Genomic DNA, 17,273 nt, shown 5'->3' on the forward strand with positions numbered 1-17,273 from the left:
GCTCATTCGGCGCCGGCGGGAGCGGTCCGGCCGGCAGCAGCGCTAACAGCTCGTTCGGCGGCGGCGCAAAGGATCCATTCAGCGCCGGTTCACTCGGTGCCGGCGACAACCGGCGGCCCAGTCCCGGCGGTGACAGCACCCGCGGGTCCGGTAAGGACGGTCTGTTCGGCGGCGGAGTGAACGAACCGCTCAGCGCCGATGGGAAGGGCTCGCTCGGCGGTGGAGCGAAGGACCCGCTCGGCAACGGGAATGCCAAGTCCGGCAGCACCCCGCTCGGGTCCGATGGAGACTCTCGTCCGGACCGGGGAGCGAACGATCCCTTCGGCCTGGGTGGGAACCGCCAGGCCGGGTCCGGCAACAACCCGCTGGCGTCCGGCGGCGACGGCCCTCGTGACGGCGGAGCGAACGACCCGGTCGGCCCCGGGGACAACCGTCGGTCCGGCCCTGGCCTGGGCAACCCGCCGGGTGTCGGCGAAGCCGAATCGCGGGGTGCGAGGGATAGCCGGCCGTTTGGCGTCAGCGGGAACGGCCTCTTCGGCGCGGGCGGCAACGAGCCGCGCGGCGCGAACGACAGCCGGCCCCTCAGCGGCAGCACGAACGACCCGCTCGGTGGCGACCAATCGCCAGGTGTCAGGGATAACCGGCCGCTTGGCGGCAGCACAAACGACCCCCTTGCCGTCAGCGGCAACGGCCTCTTCGGCGCGAGCGGCAACGCGCCGGGCGGCGCGAACGACAACCGGCCCCTCAGCGGCAGCACGAACGACCCGCTCGGCGCAGCCGGGAACGGGCCGCGTGGCGCGAACGTCAACGGGCCGCTCAGCGGCAGCACGAACGACCCGCTCGGCGCAGCCGGGAACGGGCCGCGTGGCGCGAACGACAACCGGCCCCTCAGCGGCAGCGCAGCCGGGGACGGACCGCGCGGCGCGAACGACAACGGGCCACTCAGCGCAACCGGGAACCGACCCCGCGGCGATGATCGGCCCCTCAGCGGCGACCCCGTCGGCCCTGGAGGCAACCGGGCGCGCGGTGCGAGCGACGACTGGCCGCTCAAGGGTGGAGCGCACGACCCGCTCCGGGCCGGCGACGACCGGACACGCGGCGTCAGCGACAACAGGCCGCTCGGGGGCGACGGCACCCTCGGCAGCGACAACCGGGGGCTCGGCGGCGGCCGAGGCGAGGCGCGTGGCGTCGATGGGCTGCTGGGCGGGAGCAACAGGAGTGGCGCTCACAGCGCCGGCGGTTCGAGCGGGCTGCACGGGAGCCCGGCCGGCCCGGTGAGCGGTCCTCCGCACCCGGTCAGCGTCCCGCCGCACCAGACGAGCGGAGTTCCGCATCAGGTCAGCGGGCCGCCCCACCAGGTCAGCGGGCCGCCGCAGCAGATCAGCGGTCCACCGCACCAGGTCAGCGGGCTGCCGCACCAGGTCAGCGGACCACCGCAGCAGATCAGCGGTCCACCCCACCAAGCCAGCGGACCGCCACAGCAGGCCAGCGGACCGGTCAGTGGACCTCCGGCGGCCGGGCGGGAGCGCGATTCTGATCACTCCCGGGATGCGGGGGAAGAGGGGCGGAATCGGGCGGCCGTAGAGTCCGGGCGAGGTAATCCCTGGGAGCGGGAGTTCGGGGGCTTCGGGCTGGGCGGGCGCAACAACCGGTTCCTGTTCGGCGGGCGCAATCCGATGGAGCCGGAGTCGAAGCCGGGCCTCAACGGTCACGGGACGAACGGGCGGGCGGCCGGGCCGGGGCACGTGGAAGCGCGAGACGAGAACGGGCGTGATGACATGAACGGACGGGTTCCCGACACCGGGCCCGCGGAGCCGGTCTCCGGGCCGGGCAGCGCGGGTGCCGACGAGAGCACCGGACGCCGTGCCGCCCCGGACGACATCGACGCGCGCCGGGCGGCGGCCGGCTGGGCCTCGGTGCCCACGTCGACCCACCCCATCATCGGGCCGGTTTCGGGTGCGCCGGTTTCGGCGTCGCCGGTCTCGGCCGCGCCCAGCACGAACACAGAGACGGACACGAACGTGGGCACGGGAACGAGCAGCACGACCAAGACCGGCGCGGGCTACGGCCAGCCTCCGGCGTACACGCCGGCCCTGCCCGACCCGGGTGACGGCCCGGTCTCCGGTGTTCCCGCACCGCGGGCGGCGGCCAGCATTCCGGTGCCGGTGGCCAAGCCGCAGACCGGTGAGCCGCAGGTGAGCATCACGATCGGCGGTGGTGAGGCCGAAACGGACGACGGGCTTCTGCCGCGCCGGTCGGCCAGCCTCGAGGACGCCGCGCCGGTCCGCCGCGGTCGCCGCGCCGCCCCGGAGGAGGAGCCCGAGGAGGAGCAGCCGTTGACCGGGGAGGTCGCGCTGCGCCCGGGTGACGTCGTGGCCGGGCACATCGCGTTCTGGGACGACGACGCGGTCCGGCACTTCCGGGCTGCCTGGCACGAGGTCAAGGCCGAGTTCGTCGACGACCCCGAGACCGCCCTGACCCGGGCCCACGACCTGCTCACGGACGCGGTCAACGAGCTCACCGAGGCACTGCTGGCCGAGCGCGACGAGCTCGACCCGCTGCGCGGCAACGGCAAGCCCGACACCGAGAGCATGCGGATGGCGATGCGCGGCTACCGCGAGTTCCTCGATCGCATCCTCGCGCTGTAAGAGCTGTAAGAAAAACGACCCCCAGCGATGGGGGTCTTTTTCTGCCCGCCGAATTCATCTACCGTTGAGTTCAACAGACGATGAATTCCGGGAGGACGACCATGGACAGCGCCATCGAGGTGCGCGACCTCGTCGTGGAACGCGGCCGAAGACGAGTTCTGCACGGCATCACCTGCACGATCCCGGGCGGCACGGTGACCGGCCTGCTCGGGCCGAGCGGCAGCGGCAAGACCACCCTGATCAGGGCGATCGTCGGCGTCCAGATCATCAAGTCGGGCGACGTGACGGTGCTGGGCCGGGCCGCGGGCCACACCTCCCTGCGGCGCGAGCTGGGCTATGTCACGCAGGCTCCGAGCGTCTATGCCGACCTTTCCGTACGCGAGAACGCGCGCTACTTCGCCACCCTGCTAGGCCTGGGCGCGGCCGAGGCCGACCGCGCGATCGCCGACGTCGGGCTGACCGCGGCCCGGCAGCAGCTCGTGGGCAACCTGTCCGGCGGCCAGCGCAGCCGGGCCTCGCTCGCGTGCGCGCTGATCGGCGAGCCGAAATTGCTGGTGCTGGACGAGCCGACCGTCGGGCAGGACCCGGTGCTGCGGGCCGACCTGTGGGGACGGTTCCACGAGATGGCCCGCGCCGGCACGACGCTGCTGATCTCGAGCCACGTGATGGACGAGGCCGGCCGCTGCGACCGGCTGCTGCTGATCCGCGAGGGCCGGTTGATCGGCGACGACACCCCGGCCGCCATCCGCACGTCGGCCGGGACGGACGACCTCGAAGAGGCGTTCCTGAGGTTGATCCAAGAGCGCGAGCAGGTGGCGGCATGAGCCCGCGGATCACCCTGGCCACGGCCGGTCGCGTGCTGCGTCAGCTGCGGCACGACCGCCGGACCGTCGCGCTGCTCATAGCCGTACCGGCGCTGCTGTTGACGTTGCTCTATTTCATGTACGACGGGGCCGGCGGCACGTTCGACCGGATCGCGCTGATCATGCTCGGCATCTTCCCGTTCGTGATCATGTTTCTGGTGACCAGCATCGCCATGCTCCGCGAGCGCACGAGCGGCACGCTGGAGCGCCTGCTCACCACCCCGCTCGGCAAGATCGACCTGCTTTTCGGGTACGGGCTGGCCTTCGGGCTGGCGGCCGCCGTGCAGGGCGCGGTCGCGACCGGGGCGGCGTACTGGCTGCTCGGTCTGCAAACCAGCGGCAACGCCGGGCTGGTGGTGCTCATCGCGGTGGTCAACGCCGTGCTCGGGGTCGCGCTCGGCCTGTTCTGCAGTGCCTTCGCCCGTACGGAGTTCCAGGCCGTACAGTTCCTACCGGTGGTCGTGGTGCCGCAACTGCTGCTGTGCGGGCTGTTCGTGCCGCGCGGGCAGATGGCGGGCTGGCTCGAGGGCATCAGCGACGCGTTGCCACTGACGTACGCGGTGGAGGCGCTGGTCCAGGTGGGCCGCTCGGCCGACCCGACCACGACGATGTGGCGCGACCTGACGATCGTCGCCGGCGCGGCGGTGGTGGCGCTGGTGCTGGCGGCCGCGACCCTGCGGCGCAGGACACCCTAGGAGAACTGTGGCAAGGCGCAGCGGGCGGCGTCCCGGCAATCAGGACACCCGCGAATCCATCCTGGAGGCCGCCCGGGCGAGCTTCGCCGAGAAGGGGTACGACAAGGCGTCGATCCGCGCCATCGCGGGCGACGCCGGGGTCGACCCGGCCCTGGTGCACCACTATTTCGGCACCAAGGAGAAGCTCTTCCTGGCCGTGATGAACGCGCCGATCAACCCGGCCGAGCTGATCCCGCAGGCGCTGTCCGGGCCGCGCGAGGAAGCCGGGGAACGCCTGGTCCGTCTCGTGATCAACGTCTGGGACTCGCCCGCCGGCAAGGCCGCGCTGGCCGTCTTCCGCTCGGCGCTGAGCAACGAATGGACGGCTCGCCTGCTGCGCGAGTTCATCGTCACGCAGATCCTGCGCCGGGCGGTGAGCGAGCTGGTCGAGGACCCGGCCGAGGCGCCCACGCGAACGTCCCTGGTGGCCACGCAGATCGCCGGCACCGTGCTGATCCGCTACGTGCTGCGGATCGAGCCGCTGGCCAGCGCCGACGCCGACACGGTGGCCGCGGCGATCGGCCCCAACGTCCAGCGTTTCCTCACCGAGCCGATGCCCGAGGTCTTCAAGCGCGAATGATCAGCCGGCGCCCGAGTTGTCCGAGCACGATGAGCAGCCGGCGCCCAAGGTGTCCGAGCGCGCATGAGCAGCCGTCGCCCGAGATCTTCGGGCCCGATGATCAGTCGGTGCAGCGGTGGCAGAGCACCGGGTGCAGCAGGTGCGCGAGATCGTGGCGGTCGGTCACCGGGCGCGGGAACGCGAGCCGCGCCAGCTTGTCGTCGAGGCGGACCATGAAGCCGTACCGGTCCATGCGCACCACCTGAGGCTCGGCGACCGGCTGGAACGTCTTGCCCAGCTGGCGGCGCACGTAGGCGCTCATCTCGGCCTCGTGGTGGTCGACCAGATCGGCGATCAGGTCGAACTCGATGCGGCACAACGGGTCGGGCGTGGCCACGGCGAAGTCGTCGACGTCGACCTCGCGCAGGTTCTCGTTGCGCTCGTAACGCACCTCGGCCACGTCCATGCGGTGCAGCACCTGACCGGCGCCGACGTCGAGCAGGTCGCCCGAGGCGTCGATCTCCGCGTAGTCGAGCGCGGCCGCCCGGGCCTCGTCACCGTCCAGCGCGACGGCCCAGCCGGAGATCCACACGCGGCCGAGGGCGGGCGAACCGGCCATCGGCGGCACGTCGGAGATGTCGAGCACCATCGCGGTGTCGTCGTTGCCCTCCTGCGGCCGCAGCGCCGCGGCGAAGGCGCCGTCGCGAGGGGAGAGCAGAAGCACCCGGCCGTGCGCGTCGGTGACGTGCCGCACCGGAAGGGGACCCGGGCGGCAGGCGATGTGCGCGACGCCGGGGAGGTGGCCGGCGGCGAGCGTCCGCGCGATCTCGGCGTGAGTGGGCTGCATGGTGACGACCTCCGGGCTTACGTTAGGCTTGCCTTAGTAAGGTGAGGCTAACCGTAACACCAAGGTCCGGCGAAGTCGGCCCTCGGGAAACACAGCCTCAAGTGCAAGTTGACTCGGAGACTTCATGAACAACTCCCGACCCAAGGCCAAGCTCTCGCGGGCGCTCGGCATCCCCCTGACGCCGAAGTGCGTGAAGTACTTCGAGAAGCGGCCCTTCCCGCCGGGCGTGCACGGGCGATCCCGCCGCAAGGCCTCGGACTACCAGGTCCGGCTGCTCGAAAAGCAGCGCCTGCGGCACCAGTACAACATCAGCGAATCGCAGATGCGCAAGGCGTACGACGACGCCCACCGCGCCGACGGCAAGACCGGCGAAACGATGGTCAGCCTGCTGGAACGCCGCCTCGACGCGACCGTCATGCGCGCCGGGCTCGCCCGCACCATCTATCAGGCCCGTCAGCTCGTCGTGCACGGGCACTTCACGGTCGACGGGAAAAAGGTCGACCGGCCGGGGTATCGGCTCAAGCCGGGCCAGGTTGTCGAAGTGCGGGAAAGCAGCCGGGAGAAGCCGCCGTTCGAGGTGGCCAAGGCTGGGGGGCATTTGGGCGGTCCGACCGCGCCGTATCTGTCGACTGTGGTGGAGGAACTGCGGGTTACTGTGCTGCGGGTGCCGGAGCGGTCGGAGATTCGGGTGCAGTGTGATGAGCAGTTGGTTGTGGAGTTTTACGCCCGGTAGGTGAGGGTGGGGGCCGTAGAAAGGCCAAAGACGGTAGGGCGGCTGTACAGGAGCAACTGTCTTTTTGGGCTCCGCTTCGCTCCGCCGAGCGATCGCCTCTTTTAGGCAAAGGAGGAGGGACCCGGTTTTTCGGCGCCGCAAAACCGGCGGCGTCGAAAAACCGGGTCCCTCCTCCTTTGCGAGGCGATCGCGGGGGGCTGGACGGAACACGGGGCTATCGGGAATTAGCGCGTTTGCTCTAGCCAGCTTGCATAAAGGTTTGCGTAGATTGAACCGGGTTCTTGGACTAGTTGGGCGTGGGGGCCTCGCTGTACTACGCGGCCTGCGTCTACTACCAGGATTTCGTCTGCTGACTGGGCTGTTGACAGGCGGTGGGCGATGGCTACTGTGGTTCGGCCTCGGGTCACGGTGTCTAGGGCTCGCTGCAGGCGGACCTCGGTGGCGGGGTCGACGGCGCTTGTGGCCTCGTCGAGCACCAGCAGGTCGGGGTCGGCTACGTAGGCGCGTACGAGGGCAACTAGCTGTCGCTCGCCCACGCTCAGCGCCTCGCCGCGCTCGCCCACGGGGGTTTCGAGGCCGTTCGGCAGGCCGGCCAGCCAGTCGGACAGGCCCAGCTCGACGAAGGCCTCCCGCAGCTCCTCGTCGGTCAGCGACGGCCGGGCGAAGCGGATGTTCTCGGCGATCGTCGCGTCGAACAGGAAGCCGTCCTGCGGCACCATCACCACCCGCTTGCGCAGGGCCGCGAACTTCACGTCGCGCAGCGAAGTGCCGGAGAGCTGCACCTCACCCTCCACCGGGTCCATCAGGCGGGTCAGCAGCTTGGCGAAGGTCGTCTTGCCCGAGCCGGTCTCGCCGACCACGGCCACCTTGGTCCGCGCCTCGAGCGTCAGGTCCACGTCGGCCAGCACGATCGGGCCGCCGGGATAGCGGAACGAGACGTCCTGGAAGCGTACGGACAAAGGTCCTTCCGGCAGGTCGACGCCGACCTCGGCCGGATCCTTCACATCGGGTTCCAGGTCGAGCACGTCGAGCACCCGCCGCCAGCCGGCCACCGCGTTCTGGGCTTCGTTGAGCATGTCGGTGGCGATCTGCACGGGCTGGATGAACAGCGTGACCAGGAACAGGAACGCGGTCAGCCGACCCACGGTCAGACCGCCGTCCACCCCGATCAGCACGCCGATCACCACCACCGCGGACAGCGCCAGACCCGCGCCGATCTCGCCGCTGGAGAAGCTGGTCACGCTCGTGCGCAACGCCCGCTGCTGGGCCACCCGGAGACGGTCGATCGAGGTGTCGAGGCGTGTCTCCGTACGACCGGCCACCCCGTACGCCCGGATGACCGTGGCCCCGACGACGCTCTCGGCGATCGCGCCCAGCATCACGCCGGTGCGTTCGCGGACCGCGCCGTAGACCTCGGCCAGCCGCTTCTGGAACAGCCGGATGACCGCGACGGCCGGGCCGAACGCGAGCAGCACCACGAAGGTGAGCTGCCAGGAGTAGACGAACATCACGATCGTCGAGACCAGGAGCTGCCCGCTGGCCAGCAGCAACTGCACGCCGCCGGTCTGCAGGAAGATCGAGATCTGGTCGACGTCGCTGGTCACCCGGGACACCATCGTGCCGCGCCGCTCGGACTGCTGGTGCAGCATCGACAGGTCGTGGATGTGCCGGAACGTGCGCGAGCGCAGGGCGCCGAGCGCGGTCTCGCTCACCGTGAACAGGCGGCGGGTCATCAGATAGCCGGCCATCGTCGAGATCATCAGCGCTACGAAGGTGATCGCGACGACCACGACGACGAACTGCAGGTCGGGCCCGCCCTCGGCGCGGATGCCATGGTCGATGCCCTGCTGCACGGCGATCGGCACCGCGACCCGCCCCGACATCTGCACCAGGGCCAGCGCGATCGTGCCGGCCAGCCCAGGCCGCAGCTCCGGCGAGAGCGACAGCCCCCGCTTGAGGGTGGCGTAGGTCCCCTCGCTCACGCTTGAGCCTTCATGGCATGCGCTCCTGGCCCTACGACCGCTTCGCTCACTCCGGTGCAGTCGCTCATACCTGGGCCCTTTCCGCTTCGGCTTTCTCGTACGCCGTCACAAGATCGACGTATCCGGGGTGATGTGCCAGCAGCTCGGTGTGGGTTCCGGTCGCCACCACCTTGCCCTGCTCCAGATAGACGACCTCGTCGGCCAGCGCGATCGTGGCCCGCCGATAGGCGACCACGAGGATCGACGCACCGGCGTCCCGGCCGCGCAGCGAGGCCAGGATGGCAGCCTCGACACGCGGGTCGACCGCGCTGGTCGCGTCGTCCAGCACGAGCAGCCGCGGGCGTCCGGCCAGCGCGCGGGCCAGCGTGAGCCGTTGCCGCTGCCCGCCGGACAGTGACGTGCCGCGCTCCCCGACCGGCGTGTCGAGCCCGTCGGGCAGCTTCTCGACGAACCCTTCGGCCTGGGCGTTGCGCAGCGCGGCCCAGGTCTCGTCGTCCCCGAGGCCGTCGCGCTCGAGGGTGATGTTGCCGCGCACGGTGTCGTCGAAGACGAACGGCAGCTGCGGTACGAGGGCGGACGCGCTGGTCAGAGCGGCCTGACTGAGCGCGGGCAGCGGCGTCTCGTCGAGGGTCACCCGACCGGCGTCCGGGTCGACGAGGCGCACGGCCAGCGACGCGATGGTCGACTTGCCGGAGCCGGTCGCGCCGACCAGCGCCACGGTCTTGCCCGGAGGCACGGTGAACGAGACGTCGTGCAAAACCAGCGGCCCGTCCCCGTACGAGAAATCGACCTGATCGAAACGCAGCGTGGCCGGACCGGCGCCGGTCGCGGTGGCCGAACCGTAGGTGAGATCACCGTCGGCCGCCAGCACCGCCTGCACCCTCTCCCAGCCGGCGACGCTGCGCGGCAGCTCGCCGAGCACCCAGCCGATCGCGCGCACCGGGAAGGCCAGCACGGTGAACAGGAACGCGACGGTGACCACCTCGGAGACGGTGACGGCTCCGTTCTGCAGCCGCCACGCGCCCAGCAGCAGCACGGCCAGCGTGCCCACGCTGGGCAGCGAATCCATCAGCGGGTCGAAGAGGCCGCGCAGCCGGCCCACCGAGATCAGCGAGTCGCGCAGCTCGTCGACGAACACCTTGAAGCGCCGCGACTCGTCCTCCTCGCGGCCCATCGTCTTGACCACCAGCGCGCCGTCGAAGCTCTCGTGCGCGACCGCACTGACCTTGGCTCGCATCTGCTGCGCCCGGATCTGGCGCGGCGACATCAGCCGGGCGTAGAGCGTGTTGAGGGCGAACAGGGCCGGGAACAGCACGACGCCGACCAGCGCGAGCACCCAGTCGGTGAGGAACAGCGCGGCGACCGCGGCGAAGATCATCACGATCGTGCCGACGGCGAACGGCAGCGGCGCGATCGGCACCCACGCGGCCTCGACGTCGGAGTTGGCGTTGGACAGCAGCGTGCCGGTGGCGTGCTTCTGGTGCCAGGCCGGCGGCAGCGAGAGGTAGCGCCGGGTCACCGCCCGGCGGTAACGGGCCTGCAGCCGGAACTGCATGTAACCGGCGCCGAGCCGGCGGCCGAAGATGGTGGCCACCCGCAGCGCGCTCAGCCCGAGGAAGACGGCGGCGATCAGCGCGAGCGTGCCCCGGCCGGTCGACCCGCTGGAGAAGGCCGGAACCACGACCCGGCCGATGACCGCGCCGACCACGTACGAGTTGGCGATGACGAGCAGACCGAACAGGCTGCTGCCGGCGACCCCGATGGCGAACAGGCGCGGTTCAGTCCGAATCGCCTGGCCCAGCACCCGCAGTCCCCGTCCCAGCACATCGCGGCTGGTCCTGGTGCTCAAATTTCCTACCTGACTGGTAAGTGTTCGCCGACTGTTCCGGCCTTACATTCCCATCCTGCCGAACGAGCCGCCCCGGGTTCACCTTCGTAACATGTGTCTACGATCACGTCTGTGACCGCCTATGCCCAGCGGGAGCGGCGCCTACTCGCCGACCTGCTGCTTCGCCTCGGACCCGACCAGCCCACCCTGTGCGAGGGATGGACCACTCGCGATCTCGCCGCGCACCTGGCCGTGCGGGACCGGCGGCCCGACGCGGCGGCCGGCGCGATGATCAAGGCCCTGCACGACCACGGCGAACGCGTGCGGCTGCGCACGGCGGCTCGCCCGTACGAGGAGGTCGTGCACGAGGTGCGGACGCCGCCGTGGTGGAGCCCGGTGAGCAACCCTCTCACCGATGAGGCGGCCAACACCATCGAGTTCTTCGTGCACCACGAGGACGCGCGGCGGGGACAGCCGGACTGGCAGCCGCGCGATCTGGACCCGGGCCTGTCGGCGGCGCTCTGGCGCAACGTGAAGCTGACCGGCAAGCTGGTGCTGCGACGGGCGGGTGTCGCCGTGACCGTCCGGTCCGATGGCCACGGGTCGTTCAGCGTGGGCGAGTCGCCGGCCACGACCCTGTCCGGACCCCCTGGTGAGCTGGCGCTCTATCTCACCGGACGGACGGGATCGGCCCGGGTCGTCATCGAGGGCGACGGCCTGGAGGGCGTACGGCTGGGCCTCTGAATTGGTCCAAATGATCGGCGGCTGATTGGTCCAAACGGCGAGCCAATCCGGCCCTAGCGTGTGGGTCATGGCCCAGAACTCCGGACTTTCCATGACCCAGGGCACCGCGCTCTGTGTCGGCGCCGTGCTCGGCACCGGCGTCATCTCGATGCCGGCCCTGGCCGCCGAGGTCGCCGGGCCGGCCTCGCTCCTCGCCTGGATCGCCCTGATCGTGCTGTCCGCGCCGCTGGCCCTGACCTTCGCCGCCCTCGGGGCCCGGCACCCGGACGGCGGCGGCGTCTCCACCTATGTCCGCCTGGCCTTCGGCCCGCGGGTGGGCGCGGCGATCGGCTGGACGTTCTTCTTCGCCGTCCCGCTCGGGGCGCCCGCCGCGACCGCGTTCGCGGGTGGTTACGTGGCCGACATCATCGGGGGCGGCCACGTAACCACCCTGATCACGTTCCTCGTCATCGTGTCGGCGGTGTTCGCGATGAACTGGTACGGCGTGCGGGTCTCGGGCCGGGTCCAGCTGGTGCTGACCGGGGTGCTGGCCGTGCTGTTGCTGATCACCGTGGTGACCGCGCTGCCCCACGCCGACTGGGACAACCTGACCCCGTTCGCGCCGCACGGCTGGTCGGGCGTGGGCTCGGCGGCGGCCGTGCTGGTCTGGGGCTTCGCCGGTTGGGAGGCGGTGTCGTCGCTCGCCGCGTCCTATCGCAACCCGCGCCGGGACGTGCCCCGCGCCACCGCGATCGCCGTCGTGCTGGTCGGCGTGCTCTACCTGGCCATCGCGGCCACCAGCGTGCTCGTGCTGGGACCGGCGCTCGGCTCCAGCCCGGCCCCGCTGGCCGACCTGCTCGCGGCCGGGGTCGGCGGTCCGGTGCGGATCCTCACCGCGGTCGTGGCCGTCCTGCTGACGGTCGGGGCGGTCAACGCCTATCTGGCCGGGGCCTCGCAGCTCGGGGCGGCCCTGACCCGCGACGGCGCGCTGCCGGCCCGGATGGGTCGCACCCCGCGCCGGGCGCTGGTCACGATCTTCCTGCTGAGCCTTCTCTCGGCCGTGCTGCCGCTCGACCTGCACACGGTGCTGCTGCTGGTCACCGGCTGCTTCACGCTGGTCTACGTGATCGGGACGGCGGCCGCGCTGCGCCTGCTGCCGTCCGGGCGGTGGCGGATCGTCGCCGCGATCGGGTTCGTGTCGGTGGTCGCGCTGCTCGGGCTGAACGGGGCGCCGGCGCTGTTCAGCCTGGTGATCGTGGCCGCGTCGCTGGCCTATCAGACGTGGCGCTCCCGTTCCAGCAGCTCCGCGAAGAGCGCCATCCCCTCGTCCAGCACGGCCGGGTCGGTGGCGCCGAACCCGAACACGAAGCCGGTCTGCGCGGGCGTGGAAGCCGAGTAGGAGCGCAGGTCGTCGACGGCCAGGCCGGCGCGGGCGGCCGCGGACACCACCGCGGTCGAATCGGCGCCGGTCAGGGCCGTGACGTGCAGCCCGGCGGCGGACGGGACGACCCGCAACGAACTCAAGCCGGTCAGCGCCTCGGAGATCCGGGCGTGCCTTTCCCCGTACGCGCGCCCGGCCTTTCGGACGTGCCGTGCGAGCAGCCCCTCGTCGAGGAAGCGCGCGAGAGCCGCCTGCACGGCCGGTTGCCCGTAGCCGTCGCCGAGCTGGCGGGCGGCGATCAGGGCGGCGCGCAGGCCCGGGGTGGCGAGCACGAAGCCCGTACGGATGGCCGGAAGCATGCTTTTGGAGAACGTGCCCACGTAGAGCACCCGGCCGGCCGTGTCCAGGCTGTGCAGCGGCTCGAGGGGACGGGCCGAGAAGCGGAACTCGCTGTCGTAGTCGTCCTCGACGATCGCGGCGGGCCGGGCGCGGGCCCAGTCGAGCAGCTCGCGCCGGCGGGCCAGGCTCATCGCCCGGCCGAGCGGGAACTGGTGCGACGGTGTCGTGTAGACGAGCCGGCAGTGCGCGGGCAGGCCGGCGACCACGAGCCCCTCGTCGTCGACCCGCACGCCGACCACCCGGGCGCCGAGCGCGGCCAGGATGCGGCGGGCCGGCGGATAACCCGGTTCCTCGACCGCGACCACGTCACCCGGCTTGACCAGCACCCGGGCGATCAGGTCGAACGCGTGCTGCGCGCCGTTGGTGACGATCACATCGGCGGGCGTGGCGCGCACGCCGCGGGAGACGCCGAGATAGCGGGCGACCGCCTCCCGCAGGGCCGGGTGCCCGGCCGGATCCCCGTACGTGCCGGGGTTGTTGGCTCGCAGGCGAAGCTCGGCGGTGACCAGCCGCCGCCAGGCGTCGAACGGGAAGAGACCGGCGTCGGGAATGCCGGTGCGGAAGTCGAATCGGGGCCGGGTCGTGGCCCCGCTCGTCTCCAGCGGCTGGAACGTCCAGTCGTCGCGGGGCCGGAGCGGATCGCTCGTCGCCTTCCGGCGCGTCCGTTTCGCCGTCTGCAGGGCGACGAACGTGCCCGCGCCGACCCTCGACGACAGGTAGCCCTCGGCGGCCAGGCGCTCGTACGCGGCGGCGACACTGCCCCGCGCCACCCCCAGGTCGGCGGCCAGCGCCCGGGTCGGGGGCAGCCGCTCCCCCGCCGGAAGCCGCCCGTCGACGATCGCCGTCCGCAGCGCCCGGTAGACCGCGGCGGTCTTCCCGTCCGTCCCGTCCAGCCGAATGATCAGGTCCACGTGTTCATTCTGCGCACTATGGCCCAATCGATATGCGGCGATCGAGCGTGACGACGCCTACGCTCGGCGTAATTGAAGAGACGGATGTCGATTCAACCCCCAGTCGGCTCAGAGAGGATCAGCATGGCGACTCCCCGCATTTTGGCCGCCGGCCTGCTCGCCGTCATCACCGCCGCGGTCGCGACGGGCACCCCCGCCGCCGCCGCGCCCGCATCCCCGTCCGGACAAATCCGGCTCGCCGGAACCGCCACCGCGATTCCCGGCAGCTACATCGTCGTCATGAAGCCCGGCGTCTCGACCCTGGCCGCGACCAACGTCAAGCGCAGCCTGCCCGTGATCAACGGGTACGAGGCGTCGATGTCGGAGGCGCAGGCCAAGAAGCTCGCGGCCAGCCCCGGTGTCGCGTACGTCGAGCAGAACCAGACCATCACGCTGAGCGCCACGCAGAACAACGCGACGTGGGGCATCGACCGCATCGACCAGCGGAACCGGCCGCTGAGCACGACATACACCTATCCGGTGACCGCGTCCAACGTGACGGCGTACATCATCGACACCGGCATCCGGTACACGCACAACGAGTTCGGCGGGCGGGCCCGGGCCGGCTACGACGCCGTCGGCACCGGAGCCGTCGACTGCAACGGTCACGGCACCCATGTCGCCGGCACAGTCGGCGGGACCACGTACGGGGTCGCCAAGGCTGTCAAGCTGGTCGGCGTCCGGGTGCTGAGCTGCTCCGGCAGCGGCTCGACGGCCGGGGTCATCGCGGGCGTCAACTGGGTCACCGCCAACGCGGTCAAGCCGGCCGTGGCCAACATGAGCCTCGGCGGCGGGGTCAGCAGCACCCTCGACAACGCGGTGGCCAACTCGATCGCCAGCGGTGTCACCTACGCCCTCGCGGCCGGCAACTCGACCGCCAACGCCTGTAACTCGTCGCCCTCCCGGGTCGCCGCGGCGATCACGGTCGGCGCCACGACCAGCACGGATGCCCGGGCCAGCTACTCGAACTACGGCACCTGCCTGGACATCTTCGCGCCCGGCTCGTCGATCACGTCCGCCTGGTACAACTCCAACTCGGCGACCAACACGATCAGCGGCACCTCGATGGCCAGCCCGCACGTGGCCGGCGCGGCGGCGCTCGTCCTGTCGCGCAACACCAGCTTCACACCTGCTCAGGTGCGCGACAGCCTGGTCACCAACGCCACCCCGAACGTCGTGACCAGCCCCGGCACCGGCTCGCCGAACCGGCTGCTCTTCGTCGTCCAGTAAGTCCACTCAGGGCGCCCGGTCCGCCGGGCGCCCTTTGTGCCGCGTCCTCCTCCGGGACGGCGGGCATCGAATGCAGTACATATCCTGCATTGCGTGACCACGACATTGCGCTCCGTCGGAATTCCGCCGTGACCAGCCTGTGGCGCAACCGCGAGTTCACTCTCCTGTGGACCAGCCAGTGCCTGTCCGACCTGGGCGGTGCGATCGCCATGCTGGCCATCCCGCTGCTGGTCCTCGAGGAGACCGGATCGCCCGTCCAGGCCGGCGCGGTCGGCACCGCGGCCCAGGTCACCAAGCTGATCTGCCGGCTGCCGGCGGGCGTGCTGGCCGACCGGTTCAACCGCCGCCGGGCCATGCTGGCCTGCGACATCGTCCGGCTGATCGCCTTCGCCGGGCTGGCCGTCGCCGTAGCGCTCGGACAGGCCGCCCTGGCCACGATCATCATCGTGGCCGTCATCGACGCGATCTGCGGCTCCCTGTTCAACACCACCGAACACGCCTCGCTCCGCAGCATCGTCCCCGCCACGCAACTGCCCGACGCGGTGGCCCGCAACGAGGCCCGCAGCTACGGCACCTCGCTGGCCGGCCCGCCACTGGGCGGCTTGCTCTTCGGCTGGGGTCACGCGCTGCCCTTCCTGGGCAACGCGCTGTCCTATCTGGCCTCGCTGATCGGCGTAGCCATGATCCGCAAGTCGCTGCAGGCCGACCGCCCCGCCACCCAGCCCACCCACGCAAAGGCCCTGCTGGAGGGCCTCCGTTTCGTCTTCGGCAGCCCGTTCCTGCGAGCCGTCCTGCTGATCGCCGCCCCGCTCAACTTCGCCCTGTACGGTTCGATCTTCACCATCATCGTCACCCTGCAGAACCACGACGTGGCCCCCGGCGTGATCGGCCTGACCGAAACCATCGTCAGCGCCGGCGGCCTGCTCGGCGCCCTGGCCGCCCCCACCCTGCTGCGCCGCTTGTCCTTCGCGGCCCTGATCCGCGGCCTGGGCTGGGCCGCCACCCTGTTCCTGGCGGTCAGCGCCTCCCTGACCATGAGCGTCGCCGCCGCCGCGCCGGTGGCCCTGGCCATCTTCGTGGGGCCGGCCTGCAACGCGGCTTTGTTCGGCTACCAGGCAGCCATCACACCCGACCATTTACAGGGCCGGGTGCTGAGCGTCATCTTCTTGGTGGCCATGTCCGCCGCAGCCGCGGCGCCCCTGCTGGCCGGGGTGTTCGTCACGGTATGGACGCCTACGACTAGCGTCCTGTTCTTTGCTGGGGCCGTCTCGCTGTCGGCTCTTACGGCTACGTTCTCGCCGGCCATCCGCAACATGCGCCCGATCGAGGAATCAGTGCCCGCCTGATCTTCCCCCGGCGCAGTTGCAGGGCGGCGGGGCCGGACCTGGGCCACGAGGAATACGTGCTCGCCTGATTCCCGCCCCTGGCCCAGTTCCAGGGCAGCGTGGCGGCCCCGGGCCATGAGGAAACAGTGCCCGTCTCATTCCGCCTTGACGCAGTTCCAGGGCAATGTGGCGGCCGCGGGCCATGTGGAATCAGCGCCCGCCCCATTCCGCCATGACGCAGTCCCAGTGCAATATGGCGGCCCCGAGCCATGAGGAATCAGCGCCCGCCCCATTCCGCCATGACGCAGTCCCAGTGCAATATGGCGGCCCCGAGCCATGAGGAATCAGCGCCCGCCTCGTTCCGCCTTGACGAAGCGCCAGGCCAGATCAAGGCCATGTCAACGCAGCCGACCGCCCTCCGACTCCGTCCGCTCTCACCCGCCAGGGGCCTGCCAGCCGCCGCGCCGGAACGTTCCGCGTAGCTGTTGGATGCTGATGGCGCTTCGGTGCTGCTCAGAAATTCAGCAAGCTCGAATTCCTCACTCGCAAGTCCGGTGATCTTTGTGTCCTGACGTAGCCACAATCAGAAGCCGGGAATGCAGCCGGCGATCTCCGAGAGGTGCCACCACCGGAACCCGGCCAGATGCGCTCGGCGAATCGGCCGTCGCCATGCCAAGTAGACACAGCGGCACGGTCGGGCGCCGACCGGCCAGGATGGACTTCCCCCACGCGGGAAGCGCTGAACTTTCGGCCAGGCGCGAACGGTGATCGCCCAGGCCGCCCCATCGCAAGAATGGCAGCGTCCCGGATCTTCGTCGCTGCCGCCCCAGGACAAGACCCGCCCTCCACCGGGGGACCTCCGCCAAGGCACATTATCGCCGAAATGACGGATCTTGGAGAGGCCCCTTGTGGATAACTCGCCGCTGTGGATAACCACGGACAGCAAATGATTTTGGTCGATATCCACAATTCCGAGTTATCCACGTTGAGATGCTGGGTGGCCCTTGGCGGCGAGTCTGACTCGTTATCCACATGGCATCCGCGATAGAACTTGGTGGATCTTCGGCGTCG

The 17,273-nt window shown here is 70.8% G+C and carries 12 protein-coding genes and 1 pseudogene; 9 read left to right on the forward strand and 4 right to left on the reverse strand.

What is annotated here, in order from left to right:
• Positions 1–1,274: 1,274 nt before the first annotated feature.
• The 4 genes from ACZ3I4_RS11670 to ACZ3I4_RS11685 all read left to right on the forward strand — a co-directional run bounded on the left by ACZ3I4_RS11670 (position 1,275) and on the right by ACZ3I4_RS11685 (position 4,825).
• On the forward strand, positions 1,275–2,648 hold the full coding sequence (locus ACZ3I4_RS11670) for a hypothetical protein (protein ID WP_465381824.1): 1,374 nt from the start codon (positions 1,275–1,277) through the stop codon (positions 2,646–2,648).
• A gap of 101 nt (positions 2,649–2,749) precedes the next feature.
• The gene (locus ACZ3I4_RS11675; RefSeq protein WP_465381825.1) at positions 2,750–3,472 is read left to right on the forward strand and encodes an ABC transporter ATP-binding protein; all 723 of its coding nucleotides are present in this window, start codon (positions 2,750–2,752) and stop codon (positions 3,470–3,472) included.
• Complete coding sequence (locus ACZ3I4_RS11680) at positions 3,469–4,206, forward strand: ABC transporter permease (RefSeq protein WP_465381826.1); 738 nt, start codon at positions 3,469–3,471, stop codon at positions 4,204–4,206. Before ACZ3I4_RS11675 ends, ACZ3I4_RS11680 begins: the two co-directional genes overlap by 4 nt.
• A gap of 7 nt (positions 4,207–4,213) precedes the next feature.
• The gene (locus ACZ3I4_RS11685) at positions 4,214–4,825 is read left to right on the forward strand and encodes a TetR/AcrR family transcriptional regulator (protein WP_465381827.1); all 612 of its coding nucleotides are present in this window, start codon (positions 4,214–4,216) and stop codon (positions 4,823–4,825) included.
• Between the two features lie 100 nt (positions 4,826–4,925).
• Here ACZ3I4_RS11685 and ACZ3I4_RS11690 read toward each other — a convergent pair whose 3' ends face one another.
• Positions 4,926–5,651 carry a DUF2470 domain-containing protein gene (locus ACZ3I4_RS11690; protein ID WP_465381828.1) on the reverse strand — a complete coding sequence of 242 codons (726 nt, stop codon included), beginning with the start codon at positions 5,649–5,651 and terminating at the stop codon, positions 4,926–4,928.
• Between the two features lie 124 nt (positions 5,652–5,775).
• Between ACZ3I4_RS11690 and rpsD the strand changes: the two genes are divergently transcribed.
• Positions 5,776–6,384, forward strand: coding sequence for a 30S ribosomal protein S4 (gene rpsD, locus ACZ3I4_RS11695; protein WP_465381829.1), 609 nt, complete (start codon positions 5,776–5,778; stop codon positions 6,382–6,384).
• 224 nt (positions 6,385–6,608) lie between these two features.
• Here the strand turns inward: rpsD and ACZ3I4_RS11700 are convergent, their stop codons facing one another.
• The gene (locus ACZ3I4_RS11700) at positions 6,609–8,366 is read right to left on the reverse strand and encodes an ABC transporter ATP-binding protein (protein WP_465381830.1); all 1,758 of its coding nucleotides are present in this window, start codon (positions 8,364–8,366) and stop codon (positions 6,609–6,611) included.
• Between the two features lie 64 nt (positions 8,367–8,430).
• Positions 8,431–10,215 (reverse strand): ABC transporter ATP-binding protein, encoded by a 1,785-nt coding sequence (locus ACZ3I4_RS11705; RefSeq protein WP_465381831.1) that lies wholly within the window; start codon positions 10,213–10,215, stop codon positions 8,431–8,433.
• Between the two features lie 111 nt (positions 10,216–10,326).
• On the opposite strand from ACZ3I4_RS11705, the gene ACZ3I4_RS11710 reads away from it, so the two are divergent.
• Positions 10,327–10,938, forward strand: coding sequence for a TIGR03085 family metal-binding protein (locus ACZ3I4_RS11710; RefSeq protein WP_465381832.1), 612 nt, complete (start codon positions 10,327–10,329; stop codon positions 10,936–10,938).
• 67 nt (positions 10,939–11,005) lie between these two features.
• Entirely contained in the window at positions 11,006–12,316 is a 1,311-nt protein-coding gene (locus ACZ3I4_RS11715; RefSeq protein WP_465381833.1) for an amino acid permease, read from the forward strand.
• Here ACZ3I4_RS11715 and pdxR read toward each other — a convergent pair.
• Positions 12,289–13,608, reverse strand: a pseudogene (pdxR, locus tag ACZ3I4_RS11720) (MocR-like pyridoxine biosynthesis transcription factor PdxR); the annotation flags it as partial. The gene ACZ3I4_RS11715 and the pseudogene pdxR sit on opposite strands and share 28 nt — an antisense overlap.
• Positions 13,609–13,731: 123 nt before the next feature.
• Between pdxR and ACZ3I4_RS11725 the strand changes: the two are divergent.
• Positions 13,732–14,877 (forward strand): S8 family peptidase, encoded by a 1,146-nt coding sequence (locus tag ACZ3I4_RS11725; RefSeq protein ID WP_465381834.1) that lies wholly within the window; start codon positions 13,732–13,734, stop codon positions 14,875–14,877.
• A 128-nt stretch (positions 14,878–15,005) separates the two neighbouring features.
• Entirely contained in the window at positions 15,006–16,223 is a 1,218-nt protein-coding gene (locus tag ACZ3I4_RS11730; protein ID WP_465381835.1) for an MFS transporter, read from the forward strand.
• The last annotated feature ends 1,050 nt before the right edge of the window (positions 16,224–17,273 follow it).

The organism is Actinoplanes sp. NPDC021490, assembly GCF_055562135.1.